24 protein-coding genes are annotated in these 24,147 nt (G+C 72.1%); 13 read left to right on the forward strand and 11 right to left on the reverse strand.

Going from position 1 to position 24,147, the window contains the following annotated elements; genetic code table 11:
* Positions 1-134: 134 nt before the first annotated feature.
* Positions 135-1,340 (forward strand): FAD-dependent monooxygenase, encoded by a 1,206-nt coding sequence (locus tag N5875_RS17730; RefSeq protein WP_318208554.1) that lies wholly within the window; start codon positions 135-137, stop codon positions 1,338-1,340.
* A 10-nt stretch (positions 1,341-1,350) separates the two neighbouring features.
* Here the strand turns inward: N5875_RS17730 and N5875_RS17735 are convergent, their stop codons facing one another.
* Both N5875_RS17735 and N5875_RS17740 read right to left on the reverse strand, forming a co-directional pair.
* Positions 1,351-2,154 carry an ABC transporter permease gene (locus N5875_RS17735; RefSeq protein WP_318208553.1) on the reverse strand — a complete coding sequence of 268 codons (804 nt, stop codon included), beginning with the start codon at positions 2,152-2,154 and terminating at the stop codon, positions 1,351-1,353.
* A complete protein-coding gene (locus N5875_RS17740) occupies positions 2,151-3,107 on the reverse strand; it encodes an ATP-binding cassette domain-containing protein (protein ID WP_338499190.1) in 957 nt (318 codons plus the stop codon). The genes N5875_RS17735 and N5875_RS17740 overlap by 4 nt, the downstream gene beginning before the upstream one ends.
* Positions 3,108-3,376: 269 nt before the next feature.
* Here N5875_RS17740 and N5875_RS17745 point away from each other — a divergent pair, with 269 nt between their 5' ends.
* Genes N5875_RS17745 through N5875_RS17755 form a run of 3 tightly spaced genes read left to right on the forward strand, consistent with a single transcriptional unit; the run spans position 3,377 to position 5,896 of the window.
* A complete protein-coding gene (locus N5875_RS17745) occupies positions 3,377-4,648 on the forward strand; it encodes a sensor histidine kinase (protein WP_318208552.1) in 1,272 nt (423 codons plus the stop codon).
* The gene (locus tag N5875_RS17750) at positions 4,645-5,382 is read left to right on the forward strand and encodes a response regulator transcription factor (protein ID WP_338494762.1); all 738 of its coding nucleotides are present in this window, start codon (positions 4,645-4,647) and stop codon (positions 5,380-5,382) included. Before N5875_RS17745 ends, N5875_RS17750 begins: the two co-directional genes overlap by 4 nt.
* A gap of 13 nt (positions 5,383-5,395) precedes the next feature.
* Complete coding sequence (locus N5875_RS17755) at positions 5,396-5,896, forward strand: hypothetical protein (RefSeq protein WP_318208550.1); 501 nt, start codon at positions 5,396-5,398, stop codon at positions 5,894-5,896.
* A gap of 86 nt (positions 5,897-5,982) precedes the next feature.
* Here the strand turns inward: N5875_RS17755 and N5875_RS17760 are convergent, their stop codons facing one another.
* Positions 5,983-6,657, reverse strand: a complete 675-nt coding sequence (locus tag N5875_RS17760; RefSeq protein ID WP_338494765.1) for a pentapeptide repeat-containing protein — start codon at positions 6,655-6,657, stop codon at positions 5,983-5,985.
* Between the two features lie 116 nt (positions 6,658-6,773).
* Between N5875_RS17760 and N5875_RS17765 the strand changes: the two genes are divergently transcribed.
* Positions 6,774-7,985, forward strand: coding sequence for an FAD-dependent oxidoreductase (locus N5875_RS17765; protein WP_338494768.1), 1,212 nt, complete (start codon positions 6,774-6,776; stop codon positions 7,983-7,985).
* A gap of 57 nt (positions 7,986-8,042) precedes the next feature.
* Entirely contained in the window at positions 8,043-9,041 is a 999-nt protein-coding gene (locus N5875_RS17770) for a zinc-binding dehydrogenase (RefSeq protein WP_338494770.1), read from the forward strand.
* A 48-nt stretch (positions 9,042-9,089) separates the two neighbouring features.
* Here N5875_RS17770 and N5875_RS17775 read toward each other — a convergent pair whose 3' ends face one another.
* The 4 genes from N5875_RS17775 to N5875_RS17790 form a co-directional block, all read right to left on the reverse strand.
* On the reverse strand, positions 9,090-9,431 hold the full coding sequence (locus N5875_RS17775) for a hypothetical protein (RefSeq protein WP_318208546.1): 342 nt from the start codon (positions 9,429-9,431) through the stop codon (positions 9,090-9,092).
* A 9-nt stretch (positions 9,432-9,440) separates the two neighbouring features.
* Positions 9,441-9,920, reverse strand: coding sequence for a GNAT family N-acetyltransferase (locus N5875_RS17780; RefSeq protein WP_318208545.1), 480 nt, complete (start codon positions 9,918-9,920; stop codon positions 9,441-9,443).
* A gap of 186 nt (positions 9,921-10,106) precedes the next feature.
* The gene (locus N5875_RS17785; protein WP_338494773.1) at positions 10,107-10,994 is read right to left on the reverse strand and encodes an aminoglycoside phosphotransferase family protein; all 888 of its coding nucleotides are present in this window, start codon (positions 10,992-10,994) and stop codon (positions 10,107-10,109) included.
* Positions 10,991-11,263, reverse strand: coding sequence for a hypothetical protein (locus N5875_RS17790; protein ID WP_338494776.1), 273 nt, complete (start codon positions 11,261-11,263; stop codon positions 10,991-10,993). Before N5875_RS17790 ends, N5875_RS17785 begins: the two co-directional genes overlap by 4 nt.
* A 300-nt stretch (positions 11,264-11,563) precedes the next feature.
* On the opposite strand from N5875_RS17790, the gene N5875_RS17795 reads away from it, so the two are divergent.
* Positions 11,564-12,952 carry an FAD-dependent oxidoreductase gene (locus tag N5875_RS17795; protein ID WP_338494778.1) on the forward strand — a complete coding sequence of 463 codons (1,389 nt, stop codon included), beginning with the start codon at positions 11,564-11,566 and terminating at the stop codon, positions 12,950-12,952.
* Between the two features lie 207 nt (positions 12,953-13,159).
* Here N5875_RS17795 and N5875_RS17800 read toward each other — a convergent pair whose 3' ends face one another.
* Positions 13,160-15,256 carry a restriction endonuclease gene (locus N5875_RS17800; RefSeq protein ID WP_338494781.1) on the reverse strand — a complete coding sequence of 699 codons (2,097 nt, stop codon included), beginning with the start codon at positions 15,254-15,256 and terminating at the stop codon, positions 13,160-13,162.
* Between the two features lie 237 nt (positions 15,257-15,493).
* Here N5875_RS17800 and N5875_RS17805 point away from each other — a divergent pair, with 237 nt between their 5' ends.
* Positions 15,494-15,787, forward strand: coding sequence for an antibiotic biosynthesis monooxygenase (locus tag N5875_RS17805; protein WP_318208540.1), 294 nt, complete (start codon positions 15,494-15,496; stop codon positions 15,785-15,787).
* A gap of 102 nt (positions 15,788-15,889) precedes the next feature.
* Here N5875_RS17805 and N5875_RS17810 read toward each other — a convergent pair whose 3' ends face one another.
* On the reverse strand, positions 15,890-16,651 hold the full coding sequence (locus tag N5875_RS17810) for a helix-turn-helix transcriptional regulator (protein ID WP_318208539.1): 762 nt from the start codon (positions 16,649-16,651) through the stop codon (positions 15,890-15,892).
* A 54-nt stretch (positions 16,652-16,705) separates the two neighbouring features.
* Here N5875_RS17810 and N5875_RS17815 point away from each other — a divergent pair, with 54 nt between their 5' ends.
* Positions 16,706-17,872 carry an MFS transporter gene (locus tag N5875_RS17815; RefSeq protein WP_338494785.1) on the forward strand — a complete coding sequence of 389 codons (1,167 nt, stop codon included), beginning with the start codon at positions 16,706-16,708 and terminating at the stop codon, positions 17,870-17,872.
* A gap of 432 nt (positions 17,873-18,304) precedes the next feature.
* Here N5875_RS17815 and N5875_RS17820 read toward each other — a convergent pair whose 3' ends face one another.
* Complete coding sequence (locus N5875_RS17820; RefSeq protein WP_338494787.1) at positions 18,305-18,670, reverse strand: hypothetical protein; 366 nt, start codon at positions 18,668-18,670, stop codon at positions 18,305-18,307.
* A gap of 155 nt (positions 18,671-18,825) precedes the next feature.
* Here N5875_RS17820 and N5875_RS17825 point away from each other — a divergent pair, with 155 nt between their 5' ends.
* The 3 genes from N5875_RS17825 (at position 18,826) to N5875_RS17835 (ending at position 22,010) form a co-directional block, all read left to right on the forward strand.
* On the forward strand, positions 18,826-19,659 hold the full coding sequence (locus tag N5875_RS17825; protein ID WP_338494789.1) for an NAD(P)H-binding protein: 834 nt from the start codon (positions 18,826-18,828) through the stop codon (positions 19,657-19,659).
* 141 nt (positions 19,660-19,800) lie between these two features.
* Complete coding sequence (locus tag N5875_RS17830; RefSeq protein WP_338494791.1) at positions 19,801-20,373, forward strand: TIGR04222 domain-containing membrane protein; 573 nt, start codon at positions 19,801-19,803, stop codon at positions 20,371-20,373.
* A 434-nt stretch (positions 20,374-20,807) separates the two neighbouring features.
* Positions 20,808-22,010 (forward strand): IS110 family transposase, encoded by a 1,203-nt coding sequence (locus tag N5875_RS17835; protein ID WP_338499191.1) that lies wholly within the window; start codon positions 20,808-20,810, stop codon positions 22,008-22,010.
* A gap of 410 nt (positions 22,011-22,420) precedes the next feature.
* On the opposite strand, the gene sigJ is transcribed toward N5875_RS17835, so the two are convergent.
* Entirely contained in the window at positions 22,421-23,383 is a 963-nt protein-coding gene (gene sigJ / locus N5875_RS17840) for an RNA polymerase sigma factor SigJ (protein ID WP_338494794.1), read from the reverse strand.
* Between the two features lie 248 nt (positions 23,384-23,631).
* Between sigJ and N5875_RS17845 the strand changes: the two genes are divergently transcribed.
* On the forward strand, positions 23,632-24,105 hold the full coding sequence (locus N5875_RS17845; RefSeq protein WP_338494797.1) for a carboxymuconolactone decarboxylase family protein: 474 nt from the start codon (positions 23,632-23,634) through the stop codon (positions 24,103-24,105).
* Positions 24,106-24,147 lie beyond the last annotated feature (42 nt).

A 24,147-nucleotide genomic window follows, 5' to 3' on the forward strand; every position in this document is an offset into this window, starting at 1 on the left:
GCCTCGCCCGTACGCGACACCGCGCCTCGTCCGGACGCGACACCGCGCCTCGTCATACGCGCGCCCCTCCGCTGCTACTCTGCGTTGCCCTTCAACCGCACGGTGTCAGCAATTCAGTCCCAGTGGGAGCGCACGTGAAGCTCGCGATCGTCGGCGGCGGACCCGCCGGCCTCTACCTCTCGATCCTGCTGAAGCGGCAGGACCCCGCCCACGAGATCGCCGTGTACGAGCGGAACCCCGCGGGTTCCACGTACGGCTGGGGCGTGACGTACTGGGCCGGGCTCCTCGACAAGCTCCGCGCGGGCGACCCCGAGTCCGCGGCCGCCGTCGCCGAGGCCTCGGTGACCTGGACCGACGGGGTCGCGATCGTCCGTGACGAGCGCACCGTCCACCGCGGAGACGCGGGCTTCGGCATCGGGCGGCGGCGGATGCTGGCGCTGCTCGCCGACCGGGCCGAAGAGCTCGGCGTACGCGTCGAGTTCGAGCACGACATCGCGGGCCCGGACGCGCCCGAGCTGGCCGACGCGGATCTGGTGGTCGCCGCCGACGGCGTCAACAGCGTGCTCCGCGAGGCCCACCCGGAGCACTTCGGCAGCGCGGTCACGAGCGGCCGCAACCAGTACATCTGGCTCGGCACCACCAAGGTCTTCGACTCCTTCAGCTTCGCCTTCAAGGAGACCGAGCGCGGCTGGATCTGGTGCTACGCCTACGGGTTCAGCGGCGAGCGTTCGACGTGTGTCGTCGAGTGCTCCCGGGAGACGTGGACCGGTCTCGGTCTCGACACGCTCGGCGAGGCCGACAGCCTGCACCTCCTCGAAAAGCTGTTCCACGACCTCCTCGACGGGCACGAGCTGATCGGCCGGGACCGGGCCGACGACGCCGCCCAGTGGCTCACCTTCCGCACCCTCACCAACCGGGTCTGGCACCGCGGCAACCTCGTCCTCCTCGGCGACGCCGCCCACACCACGCACTACTCGATCGGCGCGGGCACCACCCTGGCCCTGGAGGACGCGCTGGTCCTGGCGGACGCGCTGCGTACGCACGCCGACCTGGACACGGCCCTCACCACGTACGGGAAGCGGCGCCGCGCCGAGCTCGTCTCCGCGCAGAGCGCGGCCCGCTACAGCGCCCAGTGGTACGAGAACCTCCCGCGGTACATGCGCCTGGAGCCGGCGCAGATGTTCGCGCTGCTCGGCCAGCGCCACTCGCCGCTGCTCCCGCACATCCCGCCGCAGCTCTACTACCGGATCGACCGGGCCGCCGAACAGCTGGAGCCGCTGCGCCGGTTCAAGCGCTGGCTGGGCCCGCGGGTGGCGCGGGCGGTCCACGGCCGCCGCTGAGGCGCCCGCGTCAGACGTCCCGGCGGTGGACCGCGACCAGGGCCACCGCCACCGCGGCGAGCGACCAGACCGCGTACACCGTCCACGCGCCGCCCGTCGTCCACGGGAACTCCACCGGCACCGGCGAGTCCCCCACCTCCGTAAGCCGCTGCCACGCGCCCTGCGGCAGGGCGTGCAGGAACGTCGCCGACCAGCGGCTGCGCCCGTCGAGGAGCGCGGGCAGCAGGAGCAGCACCCCGGTGAGGCCGACGATCGTCGTCGCCGTGTGCCGCAGCAGCGCCCCGAGGCCGAAGCCGACGAGCGCGGACACGGGGGCGAGCAGTGCGGACGCGGTGACGGCCGCCGCCGCTCCCGGGTAGCCGATCGACATGCCGACGTCCCGGCCGGACAGCACCGCCTGGGTGGCGGCGAAGGACACTCCGGCGACGAGCGCCCCGTACACGAGCATCACGCCCGCCAGGACGAGCGCCTTCGCCGCGATCACGGCCCGCCGGTCGGGGACGGCGGCGAAGGTCGTACGGATCTGCCCGGTGCCGTACTCGCCGACGATCACGAGCGCGCCGACGGCCCCGGTCGCCAGCATGAACACCATGGCCCCGCCGAGCGTGAAGGCGTCCCGCATGGCCCAGATGGGCACGAAGAGTTCACGGATGCCCTCGGGGTAGCGCGGGTAATTGCGGTAGTCGGCGAAGGTGGCGTTGAGGTTGACGGCGAGGACGGCGAAGGCGCCGACGCCGAACGCCCAGGGGGTGGAGCGCAGCGACCACAGCTTCATCCACTCGCCGGCGAGGAGGTCACGGAAGCGGGCGTTCATCGGGCGTGTCCCTTCCGCTGGTACTCGACGCTGTCGGCGGTCAGTTCCATGAACGCGTCCTCCAGGGACGAGCCCCGCGACGCCAGTTCGGCGAGCGGTGTGCCGTTCCGGAAGGCGAGCATCCCGATCCGGTCCCCGCTCATCCCGGTCACGGTGAACGCCCCTGCTCCCTCTTCGGGCGGTCCTACGGTCGCCCCGGCGCGGGTCAGTACGGCGGCGAGGCCCGGTCCGGCGGCCGGGTCGGCGGTCCGCACGGTCACGCCCCGGCCGGTTCCGGCGCCGGTGCCGCGCGCGGCGAAGTCCGCCAGGCTCTCGGCGGCGATCAGCCTGCCGCGGCCGATGACGACGAGGTCGTCGGCGGTGTGCTCCATCTCGCTCATCAGATGGCTGGAGACGAACACCGTCCGCCCCTCGGCGGCCAGCCGACGGAACAGCCCGCGCGCCCACAGCACGCCCTCCGGGTCGAGGCCGTTGACCGGCTCGTCGAAGAGCAGCACGGGAGGGTCGCCGAGGAGGGCGGCGGCGATCCCGAGCCGCTGCTTCATGCCGAGGGAGTAGCCGCCGATCCGGCGGCGGGCCGCCTCCGCGAGACCCACCTCGTCGAGGACCTCGCCGACCCGGCGGCGCGGGATGCCGTTGGTACGGGCGAGCGCGGCGAGATGACCCTCGGCGGTCCGCCCGCCGTGCACGTCGTGCGCGTCGAGCAGCGCCCCGACGTGGCGCAGCCCCCGGGGCAGGTCCCGGAACCGCCGCCCGTCGACGGTCGCGCTCCCGGACGTCGGCTCGTCGAGACCGAGGATCAGCCGCAGCGTCGTGGACTTCCCGGCCCCGTTGGGCCCGAGGAACCCGGTCACCCGCCCGGCCCGCACGGTGAAGCCGAGCCGGTCGACGGCGAGACGGTCGACAGCGAGACGGGTGGGGGTGGGGACGGCTGCCTCTTCACGGCGGGTCAGGGCGATGGCGGCCCGGCCGGCCCGGGAGGTGCGGCCGGCGAGGGCGGTCCGGCCGACGGTGCCGGCGAGGGCGGCTCGGCCGGCGCGGCCGACGGTGCGGCGGCCGTAGCGTTTGGTCAGTTCATGGGCTTCGATCACAGGACCACGCTGCCGGGACGGCACCCCCACCGGCATCGGCCGGCCGGCCACAACCGGGCGGGGACGGTGGCCCGTCGGCGTACGCCCGTGGGCCGATGTCCGGCCACCCCTCCGCGCCTACGATCGGCCACATGCCCGCCACGCCCAGCCCGCCGCCCCGAGCCCCCGGGCGCGTCCCCGCCCTCCTGGCCTGGTGCGCCGCCGCCGTCCATCCCTTCGTCCTCCTCACGGGCGTACAGGCCGGGCCCTTCCGCTCCGCCGAGCTGCGGTTGTTCCTCAGCGCCGTCGCCGTGGGGCTCCTGCTCCCGCTCGCGCGCCGCAGGCCCGAGGCGGCGCTCGGACTGCTGCTCGTCGGCCTGTTCGCCGCGTCGACGACCCGGCCGTACCCCGAACTGACCTACCTTCCGGTCCTCGCCGCCGACGCCTGCGTCGGCCTCCTCGCGGCCCGTCGTCCGCTGCTCCGGGTCGCCCTGCCCGCCGCCGCCGTGACGCTCACCGTGCAGATCGGCTCGGCGCTGTACACGACCTCGGGTCAGGACGTCTTCGTCACCACCGTCGTCGCCCTGGCCCTCGCGCTGTTCACCGCGGGGCTGCTCGGCCACTCGACGCGTGAGCGACGCGCGCACGCGGCCGAGCTGCGCTCCCGGGCGGCGGCCGAGGCCGTCACCGCCGAACGGCTGCGGATCGCCCGCGAGCTGCACGACGTGATCGCGCACAGCATCGGCGTCATCGCCATCCAGGCGGGCGTCGGCCGCCGGGTCATCGAGACCCAGCCCGACGAGGCCCGCAACGCCCTCGCCACCATCGAGACCACCAGCCGGGAGACCCTCGCCGGTCTGCGCCGCACCCTGGGCGCGCTGCGGGCCTCCGCCCAGGACGCCCCCGGGCTCGGGCCGGGGCACGCCCCCGCACCGCGCGACCCCGCGCCGGGCATCACGGACCTGGACCGGCTCGTCGCGTCGACGGCGGACGCGGGCGTACGGGTCGAGGTGCGGCACCTCGGCGACCCGGACCGGTCACTGCCACCGGAGGTCGGCCTCGCCGCGTACCGGATCGTCCAGGAGTCGCTGACCAATGTCGTACGGCACGCGGGCACGCCCACCTGCCGGGTGACCGTGGAACGGGGCGAGGACGCGCTGCTCGTCGAGATCACGGACGACGGCCACCCGACGAAACCCGGCGCCGCGCCCGCCGCTCGGACCGCGCCCGACTCGGCCGGGTACGGCATCGTCGGGATGCGGGAACGCACCGCACTCCTCGGCGGCCGTTTCTCGGCGGGCCCGCGCCCCGGCGGCGGCTTCCACGTGACCGCCGTACTGCCCCTGTCCCAGCCGCTCCCCATCCCCCTGCCCCTCACTGCGCCGGAACCGGAACCGGCCCAGGAAGGAACCCCCGCCCCATGAGCGACGGCACCGCCGCCCCGATCCCCCCGATCCCCCCGATCCACGTGCTCCTCGTCGACGACCAGCCGCTGGTACGGGCGGGCCTGCGCGTCCTGATGGCGGACAGCCCCGACCTCGCCGTGGTCGGCGAGGCGGGCACGGGCGACGAGGCCGTCCGGCTCGCCCGCGAGCTACGGCCCGACGTGGTCGTGATGGACGTGCGGATGCCCGGCATGGACGGCATCGAGGCCACCCGGATCGTCACGGCCGGCCCCAGCGCGCCCCGGGTCCTCGTCCTCACCACCTTCGACGACGACGAGTACGTGTACGGCGCGCTCCGCTCCGGCGCCAGCGGCTTCCTGGTCAAGGACATGGCCCTGGACGACATCCTCGCGGCGATCCGGGTCGTCGCCGCCGGGGACGCCCTGATCGCGCCGGGCGTCACACGCCGCCTGATCGAGGAGTTCGCGGCCCGTCCGGAGCCCGGCACCCGTCCGGGACCCGGCACCGGCCCGGAGCCCGGCTCCCGCCCGGGACCCGAACGGGATCCCCGTACCCTCCCCGGAGTCACCGCGCGGGAGCGCGAGGTGCTCGCCCTCGTCGGCCGGGGTCTGTCCAACGGCGAGATCGCGGAACGGCTCCACATCAGCGCGGCCACCGCCAAGGCGCACGTGGCGCGCCTCTTCACCAAGCTGGACGCCCGCGACCGGGTGCAGCTGGTGATCCTCGCGTACGAGGCGGGCCTGGCGCCGTGACACCATCGGTTCCGTGCTCGACATCGGCTACTCCCTCTCGCGTCGCTTCCCCGACCCGCCGCAGACCGACTACCGCCACGCGGACGTCCACGCCCTGCGCCACGACCTGTTCTGCGGAGACGTGTACCTCGCCGACACGAAGACGGACCGCGAGGTGTCCACAGCCTGGGGATGGGTGCCGGTCCTCGACTTCGCCTGGGCCCTGTGCGACATCGTCGAGCAGATCGACCAGGACCCGCGCGGCAACCGCGCCTCCCAGCCGCAGTACGCCGAGCTCGACTTCACCGAGTCCTCGGACCGCATGCTCTTCGAGCGCCGCTTCGGCTGGGTGGACGTCGAGGCCGACTGGATGCCGGGCGACGAGCCGCCGCTCACCTTCAACCACAAGGTGCTCCGCCGTGAGGCCCGCGACTTCCTGCACGACCTGATCGCGGACCTCACGGACATGCACGAGGGCCTCGCCGACAACCCGGCCATCTGGTCCCTCCAGGCCCGCTTCCCCCGCCTGCCCTGACCCCGGGCACACCCCTCCCCTGGGCACACCGTCCCCCTAGGCGCACCGTCCCCCCAGGCACGCCGTCCCCCCAGGCGCCCAGCCCGCTACTCCTCCACCCGCACCCCCAGCTGCGCCGCGAGCACCGGCGCGAGGTCGAGGAGCTGGGCCGTCGAGATCACCGCGCCCGCGAGCGACTCCACCCCGCGCGCGATCTCCAGCCGCTGGACGCCTCTCAGGTCCACGTCCTTGAGCCGCGCCCCGCTGAAGTCCACCCCCGTGAGCACGCAGTCCACGAACTCCACCCGTTCGAGCGAGGCGCCCCCGAAGTCGGGCTCGCTCAGCACGCACCCCTCGAAGACGACGTCCTTCAGCTTCGCCGACCGCAGGTTCAGGTAGTCGCTCTTCCCTCCCCGTACGACCACTCTCTCCAGCACCGCCCCGTGCAGCTGCGCCCCGCCGAGCCGGGCGTCCACGAGCTCCACGTCCCGCAGCTGCGCCCCGGCGAGGACCGTCCCCACCCCCCGTACGCCCGTGAGCACCGAGTCGAGGAACCGGGCTCCCGTCAGCCGCGCCTCGTCGAGCCCGCACTCGCGCAGCGCGCAGTCCAGGAACCGCGCGCCCTCCGCCGACTGCCCCGTGAGGTCGAGGCCGGTCAGTTCGAGGCCGTCGTAGTCCCCGTCCGGTTCCAGCCCTCCCCCGTACGGCTCCAGGGGAGGGAGCCGCAGCTCGGGCCGCCGCGCCCCCGCGACCGCCGTCTTCTTCTTCCGAGTCGTCGCCATGCCCCCATGGTGATGTACGCCACTGACAACGCCCCGATGTCACGAACGCGGCCCCGCCCCTCGTCCCCCTTGCGAGACCGGACACACCAGGTCGACACGGAGGACAGGAGAGCGACATGCGGAAGCTCACGATCATCGGCGGCGGCTTCGCCGGACTGACCGCGGCCATCACCGCCGCCGAGGCGGGCGTCAAGGTGACCGTCCACGAGGCGCACCGCACCCCCGGGGGCCGGGCGCGCACCGCCGAGGGCCCGTACCTCACCAACGAAGGTCCGCACGCGCTCTACGACGGCGGCCCGCACTGGACCTGGCTCAAGCAGCGCGGCCTCATCGGCGCGCCGGCCCCGCTGCCGGTCTCCGAGGCCCTCCGGTTCCGCTTCCACCGCGGCGGCGCCCTGCGCCGCACCCCGCCGCTCGGCATGCTGCGGCAGTCCCTCCGCGGCGCGGAACAGGCCCCCGTGGACCTGGACTTCCGCAGCTGGGCCACCGGGCTCGTGGGTGAGCGGGCGGCGGACGCCGCCGCCGCGTACGTCGGGGTCGCGACCTTCCACCACGACCCGGGCGCGCTCTCCGCCCGCTTCGTGCAGGAGCGTCTGCACCGGACCGCCGCGCTGCCGCCCGAGGCGCGATACGTGCGCGGGGGCTGGGGCGAGCTGATCGAACGGATGATCGCGCGCGCGTGGGAGACGGGCGTACGGATCGAGACGTCGTCCCGTGTCGAGAGCCTCGCCGACCTGCCGCTCGGCGAGGGGCCCGTGGTCGTCGCGACCGCCCTGCCGGCCGCCGCCCGGCTGCTCGGCGACCCGTCGCTGACCTGGGAGAGCGGCCGTACGGTCCTGTTCGACCTGGCGCTGCGGACCCGGAAGGGCGACCCGTTCGTGATCTCGGACCTGGACGCGCCGGGCTGGATCGAGCGCTTCACGGCCCAGGACCCCTCGCTGGCCCCGGCCGGGGAGCAGCTGATCCAGGCCCAACTGCCGATCGGCCCCGACGAGTCGAAGGCGGACGGCGTGGCCCACGCCGAACGCCTCCTCGACCTCGGCTTCCCGGGCTGGCGCGAGCGGACGGTGTGGCGGCGGGAGTCGGTGTCCCAGGGGCGTACGGGGGCGGTCGACCGGCCCGGCACGACCTGGCGCGACCGGCCGGCCGTCGAGCGGGGAGACGGCGTGTACCTGGTGGGCGACCAGGTGGCGGCGCCCGGCGTCCTGGCGGAAGTGGCGTTCACGAGCGCGGTGGAGGCGGTGTCGCTGGCGCTCCGCACGGGACGAGGTGTCCCGCGGACGGAGCGAGGCGTCCCGCGGAAGGGGCTTGACCTCAAGCATGCTTGAGGTTGGAGGCTGTTCCTCGTCGGACACCGATCACCCACGCGACGAACGGGGAACGCCATGCACGCCATCCGCCTCCACGCCTTCGGACCCGCCGAGAACCTCACGTACGAGGAGGCCCCGGACCCCGTACCGGGCCCCGGCCAGGTCCGTATCAAGGTCGCGGCGGCCGGGGTGCACCTCCTCGACACCGCGCTCCGGGAGGGCATGACGGGCCCCTTCCCGGCGCCCGCCGAACTGCCCACGATCCCGGGGCGCGAGGTCGCCGGCACCGTCGACGCGCTCGGCGAGGGCACCGACCCGGCCTGGCTCGGCAGGCGGGTCGTCGCCCACCTCGGCATGGCCCCCGGCGGCTACGCCGAGCTCGCCGTCACCGACGCCGCCCGCCTCCACGCCCTGCCCGACCACCTCGGCGAGGCGGAGTCCGTCGCGATGATCGGCACCGGCCGCACCACCCTGGGCATCCTGCAGTTCACCGAGCTCGGCCCCGACTCGGTGGCGATCGTCCCCGCGGCGGCCGGCGGCATCGGCACCCTGCTCGTCCAGTACGCCAAGAACGCCGGCGCCACCGTCATCGGCCTCGCCGGCGGCCCGGCGAAGGTCGCGCTCGTCGAGGAGAACGGCGCCGACCTGGCCGTCGACTACAAGCTGCCCGAATGGCCGGAGAAGGTCCGCGCATACCTGGACGGGCGCACCGCCACCGTCGTCTTCGACTCGGTCGGCGGCGACACCGGCCGGGCCGCCGTCGACCTCCTCGGCAAGGGCGGGCAGCACATCGTCTTCGGCTGGTCGAGCGCCGGACTCCACGACGGCGAGCCGCTCACCTTCACACCGGAGGAACTGGCCGCGCGCGGCATCACGTCGGAGTCCGTCCTCGGCCCCGCCATGCTCCGGAAGGCGGGCGGCGACGTCCGCAACCTCGAACTCGCCGCCCTGGACGCCGCGACCACGGGCACCCTCCGCCCGGCGGTCCACCGCTTCCCGCTGTCGGACGCGGCGGGCGCGCACCGCGCCCTGGAGACGCGGGGCACGACGGGCAAGGTGGTCCTGATCCCCTAGAACCTAGAACCTAGAACCTGGAACCTGGAACCTGGAACCGGGCGGGCCTCAGACGGCGGCCCCGACCACATCCCAGGAGTGCGCCTTGAACTCCTTCAGGAAGTCGGGGTGGTCCTCCCACATCCGGGCGACGGAGCGCAGCACGTCCCAGTTGTGCTCCAGCGCCTGGTCCACCACATGCCGCAGCTCGGGCGCCGACTCCCGCTTCTCCACCAGCCCGTTGACGGCGGAGGCGGCCTGCACGGTGTACCGCGCGGCGCGCAGGGCCCGGGAGGTGTCGTCCATGCCGAACCCGTGGTCGCTCCCGTTCGCCGGGTCGAAGAGCGGCGTCAACCGCGCCTCGATGAACGCCGTGATCCGCTGAAACCGCTGCTCAATGTCCGTATCCATGCCCCCTTCCTACACCCCCGCCCCACCGAGCTCGGCCAGCGCCCCGTCCGTCAGGCGGTAGACCGTCCACTCGTCCTGCGGGCGGGCGCCGAGGGACTCGTAGAACTGGATCGACGGCGTGTTCCAGTTCAGTACGGACCACTCCAGGCGCTCGTACCCGCGCTCGACGCAGATCCGGGCCAGTTCGGTCAGCAGTGCCTTGCCGTGGCCGCCGCCGCGCACCTCCGGGCGGACGTACAGGTCCTCCAGGTAGATGCCGTGGACTCCGCGCCAGGTCGAGAAGTTGAGGAACCAGATCGCGAAGCCGACGACCTCGCCGTCCTCGGTCTCGGCGACGTGCGCGAAGGCGGCGGGGCGCTCGCCGAAGAGGGCCTCGTGGAGCTGCTCGGGGGTCGTACGGACCTCGTCGAGGGCCTTCTCGTACTCCGCGAGGTCACGGACGAGGGTATGGATGACGGGAACGTCGGCAGGCGTGGCTGTACGGATCATGGGGCAAGCCTGCCTCGGGCGCACCCGTCCTGGCCAGGAGGTTTCACGGGGCCCGACGAACGGCCTCACCGCCCCTCCTCGCCCCCTCACCGCCCCTCCTCGCCCCCTCACCGCCCCCTCCTCACCGCCCCCTCGCCGCCCCTCCCCGCCGCTGCTCCCCGCCCGCTGCCCCAGGCCGCACAGGCCTCACCCCCGCGCCGCCCGCAGAATCCGCGCCACCTCCACCTGCTCCTCGTCCAGCTCCGGCTCCCCGGCCGCCACGTCCCACAGCCCGTTCTGCAGCACCCGCCCCAGCGTCCACGCCACCGCCCTCCCCCGGTCGCCGACGACCTCGGCGAGGAGGTCGAAGCGCCACAGGACGTCCGCCGGGTCGAAGCGGTCCATCAGGGCCGGCAGCAGCTCGAAGCCCGGGTCGCCGGCGAGCGGCTTGGGGTCGATGGCCAGCCAGGGTTCCCGCTCGGCGGCGAGCACGTTCCCGAAGTGCAGGTCCCAGTGGAGCAGCCGGTCGCCCGGCTCGCCCGCCACCTCCCGTACGGCCGCCGCGCAGTCCCGCAGTACCGCCGCGTCCTCCGCGCCGAGGCGTCCGGCCGCGTCCGGCACGTCCGCGAGCATCCCGGCCGCGATGTCGCCGAGCCCCCGCAGCCCCTCCGGCGCGGGCACCGCCACCAGCCGGGCGAGCAGCCCCGCGACGACGCCCGTCGCCTCCCGCGTGTCGGCGACGGAGCTCAGCGGCCGGGCCTCGTCGAGCCGTTCCAGGAGCATCGTGCCCGTACCGGCGTCGTGGTCGAGGAGCCGCACGACCCCGCGGCCGTCCCAGGCGCGCAGCGCGACCGGCTCCCCCTCGGTCTCGTCGTCCAGGAGCTGCATCTTCAGCGCGGCGCGCGTGCCGTCGGCGACCCGCTCGACGGGCAGGACCAGGGAGACCACCCCGTACATGGACGGGCCCGTGACCCGCAGCCCCCACCGGCCGAGGAACTCCTCGGCCCGCCCGGGCAGTCCGGCGACGAACGCCCGACCCGCCTCACCGTTGTACTTCGCCTGCGACGCCGCCAGTTCCTCCGGTACGTGGATCACCCCACGACCCTAGACGCGGCGCTCCGCAGCCCCTCCACCTGGTCGGCGATCCGCAGCAGATGCCCGACGGAGTACCCGTCCTCCGTCCCGGCCGTCGGCTGCGAGGCGAAGAGGGCCGCCTGGAACGCCGCGAACTTCCCAGGCCCCGCGTCCACCGACGCCCGCAGCGCGTTCGCGTCCCGCGCCGAGGCCGTACCACCGGTCCGGTCGTCGAGGAAGGAGGCGACGACGTACTCGACCTTCACGGCGCCCGCCGCGGCCTCCTCCACGAGGACCGTCCCCCCGCTCGCCTCGAACCACGGCGGCCGTCGGCGCCCCGCCCCCCGAACACCCCAGCACCGCAAGGCCGATGACACCTGCCGAGACAGCCGCGGCGACCAGCCGCCGGGTCCTGCGTACGGGCATGGGGGAGTCCTTCCGGAGCGACGAAATCCGTGGCGGCCACGCCTGCGCCGTCCACCCTCGAACCTAGGCCGGGCCCCGGCCGGGAATCGCCGCCGAAGGACCCGTATCCACAGGACCAAGGCCCCCGGTAACCTCCCGCCCACGCACCCGGAAGAGGGATACACATGAGTACGGTCAACGGCGGCATCTCGTTCTGGTACGCGCAGGACGGCGCCCCCGCTCCCCGCGAACCGCTCCCCGGCGACACCACCGCCGACGTCTGCATCGTCGGCGGCGGCTACACGGGCCTGTGGACCGCCTACTACCTCAAGAAGGCCGTCCCCTTCCTCAACATCACCGTCCTTGAGGCGAAGTTCTGCGGGTACGGGGCCTCCGGCCGCAACGGCGGCTGGCTCTACAACGGCATCGCCGGCCGCGACCGCTACGCCAGGCTCCACGGCCACGAGGCCGCCGTCCGCCTCCAGCAGGCCATGAACGCCACCGTGACCGAGGTACTCGACGTCTGCGAGACCGAGAAGATCGAGGCCGACCAGCACCGCGGCGGCGTCCTGGAGGTCGCCCTCTCCCCCGCCCAGCTCGCCCGCCTCAAGGACTTCCACGCCGTCGAGATCGCCTTCGGCGAGACGGACCGGGAGATGTACGGGGCCCGCGAGACCTCCGAGCGCGTCCGCGTCACCGGCGCCGTCGGCTCCTCCTGGACCCCGCACGGCGCCCGCCTGCACCCGGTGAAACTGGTGAAGGGCCTCGCGGCGGCCGTCGAGGCGCTCGGCGTCACCATCCACGAGTCGACGCCGGTCACCGAGATCAAGCCGAAGCACGCCGTCACCCCGTACGGCACGGTCCGCGCCCCGTACATCCTGCGCTGCACCGAGGGCTTCACGGCCTCCCTCGCCGGACAGCGCCGCACCTGGCTGCCGATGAACTCCTCCATGATCGCCACCGAGCCGCTCACCGACGCCCAGTGGGAGTCGATCGGCTGGGAGGGCCGCGAGACCCTCGGCGACATGGCGCACGCCTACATGTACGCCCAGCGCACCGCCGACGGCCGCATCGCGCTGGGCGGCCGGGGAGTCCCGTACCGCTTCGGCTCGAAGACGGACAACGACGGCCGCACGCAGCCCCAGACGATCGAGGCGCTCCGCGACATCCTGGTCCGCTTCTTCCCCCAGCTGGCGGGGGTACGGGTGGACCACGCCTGGTCCGGTGTCCTCGGCGTCCCGCGCGACTGGTGCGCCACGGTCACCCTCGACCGCTCCACCGGCCTCGGCTGGGCGGGCGGCTACGTCGGCTCGGGCGTCGCCACGGCCAACCTCGCGGCCCGCACCCTGCGCGACCTCATCCAGCAGGACTCCGGCCAGTCGGGCCCGACCGACCTCACCGCCCTGCCCTGGGTGAACCACAAGGTCCGCAAGTGGGAGCCCGAGCCGCTGCGCTGGCTGGGAGTCCAGACGATGTACGCGGCCTTCCGGGGCGCGGACCGCCGCGAGGCGACGGGCCACGCGGCGACGACGGACAGGGTGGCGATCCTGGCGAACCGTTTGAGCGGCCGCTGAGGAAGGGGCCAAGGCCCTCGGGGGGGCCTGAGCCTCAGGGAGGCCTGGGCCTCCGGGAGCCTGGGCCTCGGGGGGCCTGGGCCCCCGGGGGAGCCTAGGCCTCGGGGTGCCTGGGCCCTCGGGGGGGGCGCCAAGGCCCTCGGGGGAGCCTGGGCCCCGCAGCTCAGGCCCCAGTGCCCCCGACCCGGCCGCCGCGCGACGCCGGCCTCACTCCACCTCGATACCGAAGTCCCCCACCAACTCCTCGAGCCCGCCCCGATACCCCTTCCCCCCGAGAACGAAGTCCCAGTCGCCGCCGGCGCGCCGCCGGAAGGACCCGAGGACGAGGGCGGTCTCGCCGGGGCGGCCGTCGGACACGACGAGCCGGTCGAGTTCGGCGCCGGAGTCGTCGCGCAGCCGGATGCCGGCGTCGGTGAACCCCCCGAGGTCCGCGTCCGGGTTGACCTCGGGGTCGACGGCGGCGACGAGCACGAGGCGGTCGGCGCGGTCCGGGAGCGCGTCGAAACCGACGCGGACGGCGGCCCGGTCGCCGGACGGGGCGGCGACCATGGCGACGGAACCGTCGGGCGTGGAGGGGTTGTTGAAGAAGACGAACCACTCGTCGCCGAGGACCCGCTGACCGGAGCAGACGAGCGCGCAGACGTCGAGGGCGGCCGACCCGGCCCAGTCCATCCCGAGCAGATTGAAGTCGTCATCGGCCTCGGCGGTGGGGGCGGTGACGGGCGCGGCGGCCACGGGCGCGGGGGCCGTCCCCGGCCCCAACCGGCCCCGGAGTCCGTGCTGATGCAGCAGATCGACCAGCTCGGCCCCGGAGATCAGGGTCAGGGGCTTGCCGTTGGCGAAGGTGTACGAGCCAGGCCCGAACCCCGAAGTGGTGACGAGAACACCCTTGTTGGCGCCGGCGCTCTGCACGGTCCCGAAGAGGTCGCGCACGGCGGACGGAGGGACGGTGTTCCGGTACCGCTTCACCTGGACGAGGATCGACCCGCCACGGATCGGGTCGGGGTCGAGGGCCTCGACGTCGACGCCGCCGTCGTTGGACCGCTGGGTGGTGACGGCCTGGAGCCCCCGCGCACGGAACAGCCGGGCGACGAGCCCCTCGAACGCGATCGGGTCCATGGCGAGCAGATCGGGCTCCTCCCCGTCCCCCTGCACGACCACATCGGCCCCGACCTGATCGGGAGTCCACAGGGGGGCGACGGCGACCCGCTCGTCGGGCTTCGCGGAGAGCCGCCCGGCGAGAGCGCCGGTCAGGCACTCCACAGCACCCACGAACTCCAGGTTCAGCCGGTCGAAGACACCCCGGTCCACGGCGACGGAGGCGACGCACACCCGGCCGGCGAGCCCGGTGGCGGGATCGACGCCGGCGACGTACCCGTTGAGGGTGACGCTGTCGAGGGCGCCGGACCGGTCGGCGGCGAAGAGCTCACGCACGGCGAGGAGCACGCTCTGCGCGAGCACGTCCCGATAGAGGGCGCGCCGCTGGGTGACGGGCCGGGGAACCTCCTTCTCCTGATCGGTACTCGGCAGGTACTTCACGCCCTTGGCCCCGGGCACGATGTCGTACCCGGGAAGGTCCCAGTCGAGGACGAGCCGGCGTCGGCCGCGCTCGTAGGCGGCGGACACCTCGCGGGGAAAGCCCTCGGGCCAGGCGGTGGAGGCGAAGAGGACGGCGGAGAAGAACTCGACGACGGTCTCGGGATCCTGGCCGCCGAGGGCGGTCTCGGTCCCGGCGACCCCACGGTTGTGGGCACGTATCTCATCGAGCCGCGCGGCGGCCCAGTCGTCGTACGCCCTCCGATAGGCGGCCAACTGCTCGACGCGCCGCGCTTCGGCGGCCTGGGCGGCGTACCAGTCCCGCTCGAACCGGGCGCGCGCGTCCCGCTCGGCCTGGGCCCGCCCGGAGGCGGACCAGGCGGCCTCGGGCTGGTAGAACCGCTGATCGGGCATGGGTACGGGCTCCCCGAGCGGGCCGGGCGAGAACGGCTCGACGTCCTCCGCCCTCCGCAGGCCGGCGACACTGAAGGCAGGAGCCCGGCACCCGGCGGCCAACAACCCTTCGAGCTCGGCGACGCGCGCGTCCAACTCCTGGGTGCGCCGCAGGGCGTCGGCCTCCCGCCGCTGCCGATAGGCGGCCTTCTGCTCCCGCTGCATCCGGGCGACATCCCGTTCGTACGCCCGCTGCTGCCGCTCGGCGTCCCGCTGCTGCCGCAGCACGGCCTGATGCTGCCCCTCCCGCTGCCGCTGCGCCACCCGCTGCTGCTCGGCCCACACTCCGATCAGCCCCCCGGAACGCCGCCCCATCAGCCCCACCCCTCCCGCAGAACACCCCAGCCCAGCCACCAGTAAGCCCCCGTGACGACCAAGTGTCCCGGACCACCCGCGCCCACAACACACAAACGCAGGACGCCTGTCGGCGGTCGCTCCCTCGCCCCCCTCACCTCCCCCACCCCATCGCTCTGTGAACACACCCGATCACATACCGCTAGGATCTCGGGCGTTGCCGCAGCCCAAGCGGCGGACCGAGACAGGGGCACGCACATGGCCATCATCGTCACCTTCGACTTCCCCGGCGCCGGGCAGGAGCTCTACGACACCGTCATCGAGCGCGTGACCGGCGGGCAGGGTTTCACGCGGTTCGCGGACCTGGGGAACCCCGGCCTCATCTCCCACGCGGCGGGACCGGCCGACGGGGGCTTCCGCGTGACCGAGGTCTGGGAGAGCGAGGAGGCCCTCGAAGCCCACGCGAAGACCTTCGGCCCGATCCTGTCCGACCTCGGCCAGGCGGACATGCAGCCCACGATCACTCCGGCGCACAACGTGGTCGTCTCCTAGGAACCGCAGAAGCCACAGAAACCACAGGAACCGCAGGAACCGCAGGAACCGCAGCCCCCGGCCGAGATGGGCCGGGGGCTGACACGTTCGTCGGACCTGGTGTCAGGCGGCGGGACGGGAGCCGGGGGTGTGGCCGAAGGTACGGCGAAAGACGTCGATGAAGGTGCTGGCGGATGACCAGCCGCACCGGTGGGCGACAGTGGTGACGGGGGTGTCGTCGGCGAGGAGGATCAGCGCGTGGTGGAGCCTGACCTGGGTGCGCCACCGGGGATAGGTGAGGCCGAGGTCGTCGCGGAGGCGACGGGAGAGGGTCCGGGCGCTGGCACCGATCTGCCTGCCGAGTTCGTCGAGGGACCGGTTGTCCGCCGGGTCGGCGCGCAGGATGTCGTGCAGTTCCCGGAGCAGGGGGCTGCTGGGGGTCGGGAGGTGCAGCGGCTGCTCGGGGGAGAGCGTGAGCTGGTCGAGCATGACGGCGCGCAGGCGCAGGCGGGGCGGCCTGTCGTCCTCGGGCTCGCGCGTGTAGGCGACGATGAGTTCGCGCAGGAGGGGGCTGACGGTCAGAACGGCCGGCGTACGGAGGTCGAGAGGGTTCTCGTCGGCGGGCAGCCCGACGAGATGCAGATCGAGCTCCCCGTGGGCCTGGTGCTGATGGACGGTGCCCGCCGGAATCCAGAGCGCGCGGGTGGCGGGGGCGACCCATGAACCGGCGTCGGTGGTGACGGCGATGGTGCCCTTGCTGGCGTAGACGATCTGGTGGTCGTCATGGCGGTGCGCGTCGATCTCGCCGCCGGACGCGAGATGCTGGGTCCGGGTGGGCGCGACAGGCGTGTAGCGGGTGCGGAGAGTGTGGCGGGTTTCCTGCATCACCTGGCAATCTATCGAAAGCGCGACACCCGCGTCGGCCCCGAGCATGAACGGGTGCGAAGGAAAACACAGATCTCTCTGCTTGCCGTCGGGCATGCCTGCGTCGACATCTACCAGGGCTGCGTCGCGGCGCTGATCCCGTTCTTCGTGGCCGAGCGCGACTACGGCTACGCCGTCGCCTCCGGCATCGTACTGGCCGCGTCCCTGCTGTCGTCCGTGGCCCAGCCGGTGTTCGGCGCGCTCACCGACCGGTGGGCGATGCCGTGGCTGCTGCCGGTCAGCACCCTGCTGAGCGGCGTGGGCATCGCGCTGAGCGGCCTGACCGGCTCCTACGGGCTCACCCTGGTCTTCGTCGCGGTCTCCGGGATCGGAATCGCCGCCTACCACCCGGAGTCCGCCCGCGTGGCCCGGCTGGCAGGCGGGGGCAGCCACAGCGCGATGAGCTGGTTCTCCCTCGGCGGCAACGTCGGCTTCGCTCTGGCCCCGATCATGGTGGCGGTCGCGATCGGACACGGCTCCCTGCGCTGGACACCGGTACTCGTCCTGCCGGCGCTCGCCGGTGCCGCTCTGTGCGTCCCGGTGCTCCGGATGCTCCGGATACTCGGCCGGCCTCGGGCCGGCAGCTCCGAGACGCCGCCTGCGACGGGCAGCGACGACCTGACCTCGTTCGTGAAGCTGTCTCTGGCCGTGGTCTTCCGCTCCGTCGTCTTCACCGGCCTGAGCACCTTCATCTCCCTCTACGCCCAGCAGCGCATGGAGGGCAACGCCACCGCGGGGACCATGGCCCTGTTCCTGCTGTTCCTGGGCGGCGCCGTCGGCTCGGTCCTGGGCGGCTACCTGGCCAACCGATACGACCGCGTCCACGTCTCCCGCTGGTCCTACCTGGTCTCGGTCCTCGCCGTCGCCGGCGTGATCCACGCCCCCGGCCCCGCCATGCTCCTCTTCGTGGCGCTCACCTCCGCCGGCCTGTACGTCCCCTTCTCCCTCCAGGTCACCCTCGGCCAGGACTACCTGCCCTCCCGCATCGGCACGGCGAGCGGCGTCACCCTCGGCCTCACCGTCAGCATCGGCGGCCTGACCAGCCCCCTGCTGGGACACCTGGCCGACTCCACCTCCCTGCGAACGGCCCTGACACCCCTGATCGCCATGCCGGCCCTGAGCTGGCTCCTGTTCCGCACCCTCCCCGAACCCCCACCCCCCACTCCCTACGAGGCAGCTTGAGTGTCGTTCGCTTCGAAGACCTCACCGATGGCACACGGCATACCGCCGAACCGCTCGGCCCCTCCGCCGCCCAACCCCACCTTGTCGCCCTCTCGGGCGAACAGCTTGCCCTCGGCGTTGCACACGGCGGCCATGCCGCTCTCTTCGCGGACCGACCAGCCGTGCCCCAGGCACCACTTGTCGGCTCGCTGCTCTTGGCGGTGGTCACGGCGACACAGCCGTCGTCGGTGACCACGAGCGTCCCCGAGAGGTGAGCGTGAAGACCAGGGAACGTGTCGCCCGCGCAGTTCTCGGACATCACATCCGACTCCTCCACTTCTCCGACGGCGCAGACTCAACGCCGCGTACGGAGTGTCACCCGGTTCCGAGCACAACGCCCCAGTCATTCGGGCCAGGACTGCCTCAACCCCGCGCTGAGCGGGAGGGGTCCAGTCAGTGGAACCAGACGACGAGACGCACGTTCTCCGCCCCGTGGACCTCGCTGGGGATGCGCATGAACGGCGGGTACTCCTCCGGCGGGAACCCCAAATGCCGACTGCTGGCTGCGGCCTCGTCGTCTGCTGCATCTGCGACGGAGTCAAGCCACCCCAGCAGCTCGGCGCGCATCGGTCCGGGGAAGGAGTGTGGCCTCTTCTCGACGGCTTCAAGGGTTCGGGCATCACCGAGGATTCCCGCTACGTACAGGGCGGCCGGCGCGGTAGCGGTGTACAGGGTGTTCTGGTGGTGCACCAGGTGAGACAGACGGCTCAATGCCTCTGACCTCACGCGCACATCGGCGCCCATGAGGTCTCGCAGCATCTGCGGTACGTCCTGAGCCATTCCGTACGCATGCTCCAGAGGGATCAAGATGCCCAGCGGCAGGAAAGGCCAGAGGGGTCTTCTCCTTGACCTGAAGCGTGATTGAGCTTCTAGCGTGTTCTCTGGTTGATCATCTGGCGACGGGAGAAACACACATGATCCTCGTGACAGGAGCCACCGGGAACATAGGCAGTGCCCTGCTGAAGGAGCTGCACGCAAGCGGTGCCGGGCCGCTGAGAGGACTCACCCGTGATGCCTCACGGGCCGTCTTCCCTGGAGGGGTCGAGGCCGTGGAGGGCGACTTCGCACAGCCGGCGTCGTTGAAGCCCGCGCTTCGAGGGGTGCGCTCGCTGTTTCTTGTGTCACGTCTGGGCTCGGACGCCGAGATACTCGAAGCCGCCAGTCAGGCGGGTGTGGAGCATGTCGTGCTGGTGTCGTCCATCACCGTCCAGACCCACCCGCACCTCGGCCCTGCCGGCGAGAACCTGGCGGTGGAGCAACTGCTCAAGGCAAGCGGCATGGCCTGGACGATCCTGCGACCGACACAGTTCGCCTCGAACGCCCTGATGTGGGCGGCTTCCATCCGTGGCCACGAGACCGTCCGCGCACCGTACGCCGAGACCGCGCTGCCAACCATCCATCCTGCGGACATCGCGGCGGTGGCACGGGTGAGCCTTACCGAGCCCGGCCACCACGGGCGCACGTATGCCTTGACCGGTCCAGAGCCGGTGACCGCCCGACAACAGGTCGAGGCCATCGCAGCAGAACTGGGGAGGGAGGTTCCCTTCGCGGAAATCAGCCGCCGGCAGGCCCACGCACAGATGGCCGCGGTCTTCGGCGCCGAGGCCGCGGAAGCGGTACTCGACGTCACGGGCGGAGACGTGAACGACGAGCTGCTGATGGTGCGGGACACGGTCGCACAGATCACTGGAACGCCCGCCCGCCCGTTCCAGCAGTGGGCCTCAGAGAACGCCGACACCTTCCGCTGAACCGCCCGGGCGCCTGAGCACGTCCATCGGGCCTCGACAGGAAGCTCAGAAGAAGCTCTGAACAAGGTTGAACACGGGCCGAGGACAACCCGTTCCAGGAGACCCTGCAGGCAACGGAGTGCCTGAACGTGGGGAGGCGGTATGGCCGAAACGGGGAACGGCGATGAGGTGGTACTGGACGTGTACGAGTACGCCTACCTCGCCGGCGGCAAAGACCGGGTTGTGGAGAGCGCGATCGTTTCGCTCACCGAACGCGGGATGTTGTCCCTGCGGGCCGGTCGTCTTCGCACTGTCGGTGAGGAACGCCCCCAGCACGCGATCGAACTCGCGGTCATCAGTGCCTGTCCTCGGAGCAAGCGCGTCCAGGACGTCTTCGAGGGACTCAGGAACGCTCGTGAGCTCGACGAGCTTGCCCGTCGGCTCGCTTCCCTCGGGCTACTGCGCAACTGGCGCCGACGGATCACCCGGGCGGGCCGACGACGCCTGGCAACTGCGGCATCTGACGGAGACCTTCCCACCCACGTGCTTGAAGGCGCTGCCGCGCTGGGGTCCGTCCGGTACGGATCGCTCAGCGCCCACGCGGGTGCCCCCAGCGGACTCGGCCGCACCCTCCTCCGCATGGGGAAAGCCCTCGAAGACGACCGCGGTCACCCTGCGGACAGAGGCTCAGATGGAGACGGCGGTTTCGGCGGTGGAGGTGGGGGCGGGGACTAGGTTCACCTCACCGCCGACCACGACTCACCCCACTCCCATCGCCGCACCCCCTGGCTAGGAGCTGTCCAGTCGATCACGTGTTGTCGCCAGCTCTGCCGTCGAGCACCTGCCCTCTCACGACAGCGGTCGCCTCCCGCTATGCGGGACGAAGAACGGGATCGATCTCAGCCAGTTGTTCGTGCAGCTGACGAGCCCCCCCCCATTACCTTCTTGGTGGCCCCGCAAGGGGGTGCCTGGCCTCCGGAGTTGGCATGACTTTCTCCCCCTGTCGAACGTATGGCCTGGGGGGTGGTGTCACCGGCTCCGGAGGCATCGACAGACCGCTGATTAGGGGCATGACCACCGGCTTCTTCGCAGGTCGGGAGGCTCTTCGTAATGTGGATGTGGCGATCGGTGCCGTGGGACGGCCGGGCGGGGACGACCGAAGGACGCACGTGATCGACGTCAGCGAGATCGGCGCCTTCCTCGGCCTGGACGTCGGCAAGGGCGAACACCACGCCACTGCCGTCACCCCGGCCGGGAAGAAGGCATTCGACAAGCGGCTGCCCAACAGCGAGCCCAAGCTCCGCGAGGTGTTCGACAAGCTGCAGGCCAAGCACGGGACCGTGCTGGTGGTCGTGGACCAGCCCGCCTCGATCGGCGCCCTGCCACTGGCGGTGGCCAGGGACATGGGCTGCCCCGTCGCCTATCTGCCCGGTCTGACGATGCGGCGGATCGCCGACCTCTACCCAGGCGAGGCCAAGACCGATGCCCGCGACGCGTTCATCATCGCCGACGCGGCCCGCGTCATGCCTCACACACTCCGCTCGGTCGATCTTGAAGAAGAGACCATCGCCGAGCTGGAGATGATCGTCGGCTTCGACGACGATCTGGCCGGCGAAGCCACCCGGATCAGCAACCGGCTTCGCGGCCTGCTCACCCAGATTCACCCGCACCTGGAGCGAGTCCTCGGCCCGCGCATCCAGCACCCGGCAGTGCTCACGCTGCTGGAACGGTTCGGGTCCCCGGCCCAGGTCCGCAAGGCCGGACGCCGCCGACTCGTGACCTTGTTGCGGCCGAAGGCGCCGCGGATGGCCGAGCGACTGGTCGAGGAGATCTTCACCGCGCTGGACGAGCAGACAGTGGTCGTTCCCGGCACCGAGGCGGCCGCTCTGATCGTCCCGAGCCTGGCCGGATCGCTGACCGCCGTCCTTGACCAGCGGAAACTGCTGGCCGGACGGATCGAGGAACTGCTGGAGGCCCACCCTCTTTCCAAGGTCCTGACCTCGATGCCGGGGATCGGCGTCAGGACCGGAGCCAGGATCTTGATCGACGTGGGCGACGGCAGCAGCTTTCCGTCCGCCGCCCACCTCGCCGCCTACGCCGGCCTCGCCCCGGCAACCCGCAGCTCGGGTTCGTCGATTCGAGGCGAACAACCGTCTCGGAGAGGAAACAAGCAGCTCAAACGGGCCTTCTTCCTCTCCGCGTTCGCATCCCTGGCCGACCCGGCCTCCCGCACCTACTACGACAAGAAGATCAGCCAGGGCAAGCACCACACCCAAGCACTCCTCTGTCTCGCCAGACGACGAGCCGACGTCCTCTTCGCGATGCTCCGCGACGGCACCTTCTACGAATCCCGGCCAGCCGCAGCGGGCTGATCCTCAGCACCTTCGCCGCACGCAGGGCAGTCACGCTCGTCGACCGAGTCCATCGCGACCGGATGACCACAAAAGTCGCACGACCGGATGCCCTCACCCGCCGAGTCCTGAACGGGCACGTCATCACTCATGACAGCCACACTGCCACCCGACCACCTTGACCAAAGACATAGGGGCACCCCCCCCCGGATAACGCGGTTGTCAGCCTCCTGTGACAGCTCCTCGCACAACCGGATCGCGTCGTCCCGGTCGTGGGAAAAGATGCTGAACGCATCGAAGATCGCGGGGGCCTCCTGCATGCCGGCAAACGCTGCCAGGCCGTGACCGGCATCCGCGCGGTCACGGAAGTCGTGACTTCGCCCGAGTTCACCGAGCGCCACGACAGCGGCATGCCGCAAATCCCTGTCCACTTACCTGCCCGGTGCCGCGGGCCGGGTGGACTTTTCCTCCGACAGCCGTGCCATGTCGGACACCGGTCCGAGGTGGCCAAGCTTGTCGGGGTTGGACACGGAGTGGATCGCCCGAATCACACCGTCGACGATGTCGAGCTCGACCACGTTGACCACCCGGCCCTCAGGGTCGTACGTCACGGCGCCGGGCCGACTGTTGACCCAGGCCGGACGGAGATCGGCACCGAGGCTCCGGATCCGGCGGAACCCCCCGACGAGCAGCTGCCCGACGCGCTGCGGCTCGGCCACCGGATTCCTGGTCGCACGCGCCTTGCCACCGCCGTCCCCGTAGTACACGACATCGGGCGCGAGCATGCCGAGCAGCGCGTCCAGGTCGCCGCCCTCAGCCGCCTCGAAGAACGTGCGGGCGAGTTCCTCGCCCTCGGCCCGCTTGGCGAGGGGCGGCACGCTGTCCGCGTCCGGCCCAGCCGCGGTGATGCGCTTCTTGGCACGGGCGAAGATCTGGCGGCAGTTCGTCTCGGACTTCCCGGTGGTCCTCGCCACGTCCGTGTAGTCGTACCCGAACACCTCGCGCAGCATGAACACTGCCCGCTCCACCGGGGAGAGGGCCTCCAGCAGCACGAGGAAGGCCATGGACAGTGAGTCGGCCAGCTCGGCGTGCTCGACCGGTCCCGGCCGGTCATTGGTCACAACGACCGGTTCGGGCAGCCAGTTCCCCACATAGGTCTCCCTCCGTACCCGTGCCGAGCTCAGGTGGTTGATCCCCAACCGCGTCACGGCTGTGGTCAGGTACGCCTTTGGTGCGGAGATCGCGGTACCCGCCCGGTGCGCCCGGGTCAGGCCGAGGAAGGCGTCCTGGACGAGGTCCTCGGCGTCGCCCACCGACCCGGTCATCCCGTAGGCGATGGAGAACATCAGCGGTCGGTAGCCGGCCTCGTCCGTCCCATCCGTTGCTCCCGACATCGGACCCCTCCCCCACCTCGCGGACGGCGGTGCTCAGTCCGAGCGTGCCGCCCCGCCTGCCCATTCCAAGATCCACAGGATGCGCAGAGGGTATCCGAGGGGTTTCGGTCGGCCGTCGGCGGTCCATCGCAGCCCGAAGGGGAGACGCACGTCACATCGGCCCCTGTCACAGGCTGCCGGGGTGCCCTGTCTTAGAGGGCGACAGCGAACAGCAGGAACAAGAACAGCAGGAACAAAAGGAGTGCACGATGAACGCTCGACTGAACTTCATGACCAGCCCCGTCGCCGCCAAGGCCATGAAGCACATCGTCGCCGCGAGCAGGGCGCTCGCGGAGTCGACCGTTCCGGCCTCCACCCGCGAACTGATGATGCTCCGCGCCAGCCAGATCAACGGCTGCGCCGGATGCATCGACATGCACACCAAGGACGCCGCGCACGCCGGGGAGAGTGCGGTACGGCTCAACCTGGTCGCGGCCTGGCGCGAGGCCACGGTGTTCACCGACGCCGAACGCGCCGCCCTGGAGCTGACCGAAGAGGGCACCCGCATCGCCGACGCGGCCGGCGGTGTCCCGGACGCGGTCTGGGCGAATGCCGCCAAGTACTACGACGACGACCAGCTCGCCGACCTGGTGGCCCAGATCGCCATCATCAACGCCTTCAACCGCGGAAACGTCATGATCCAGCAGCCCGCGGGCGACTACCAGCCCGGCCAGCACGGCTGACCAACCGCACGCCACGCGACCGTTCCGGCCCCGGCTCCCCGA

The sequence above is a fragment of the Streptomyces sp. SJL17-4 genome, from assembly GCF_036826855.1.
Lineage (GTDB): Bacteria > Actinomycetota > Actinomycetes > Streptomycetales > Streptomycetaceae > Streptomyces.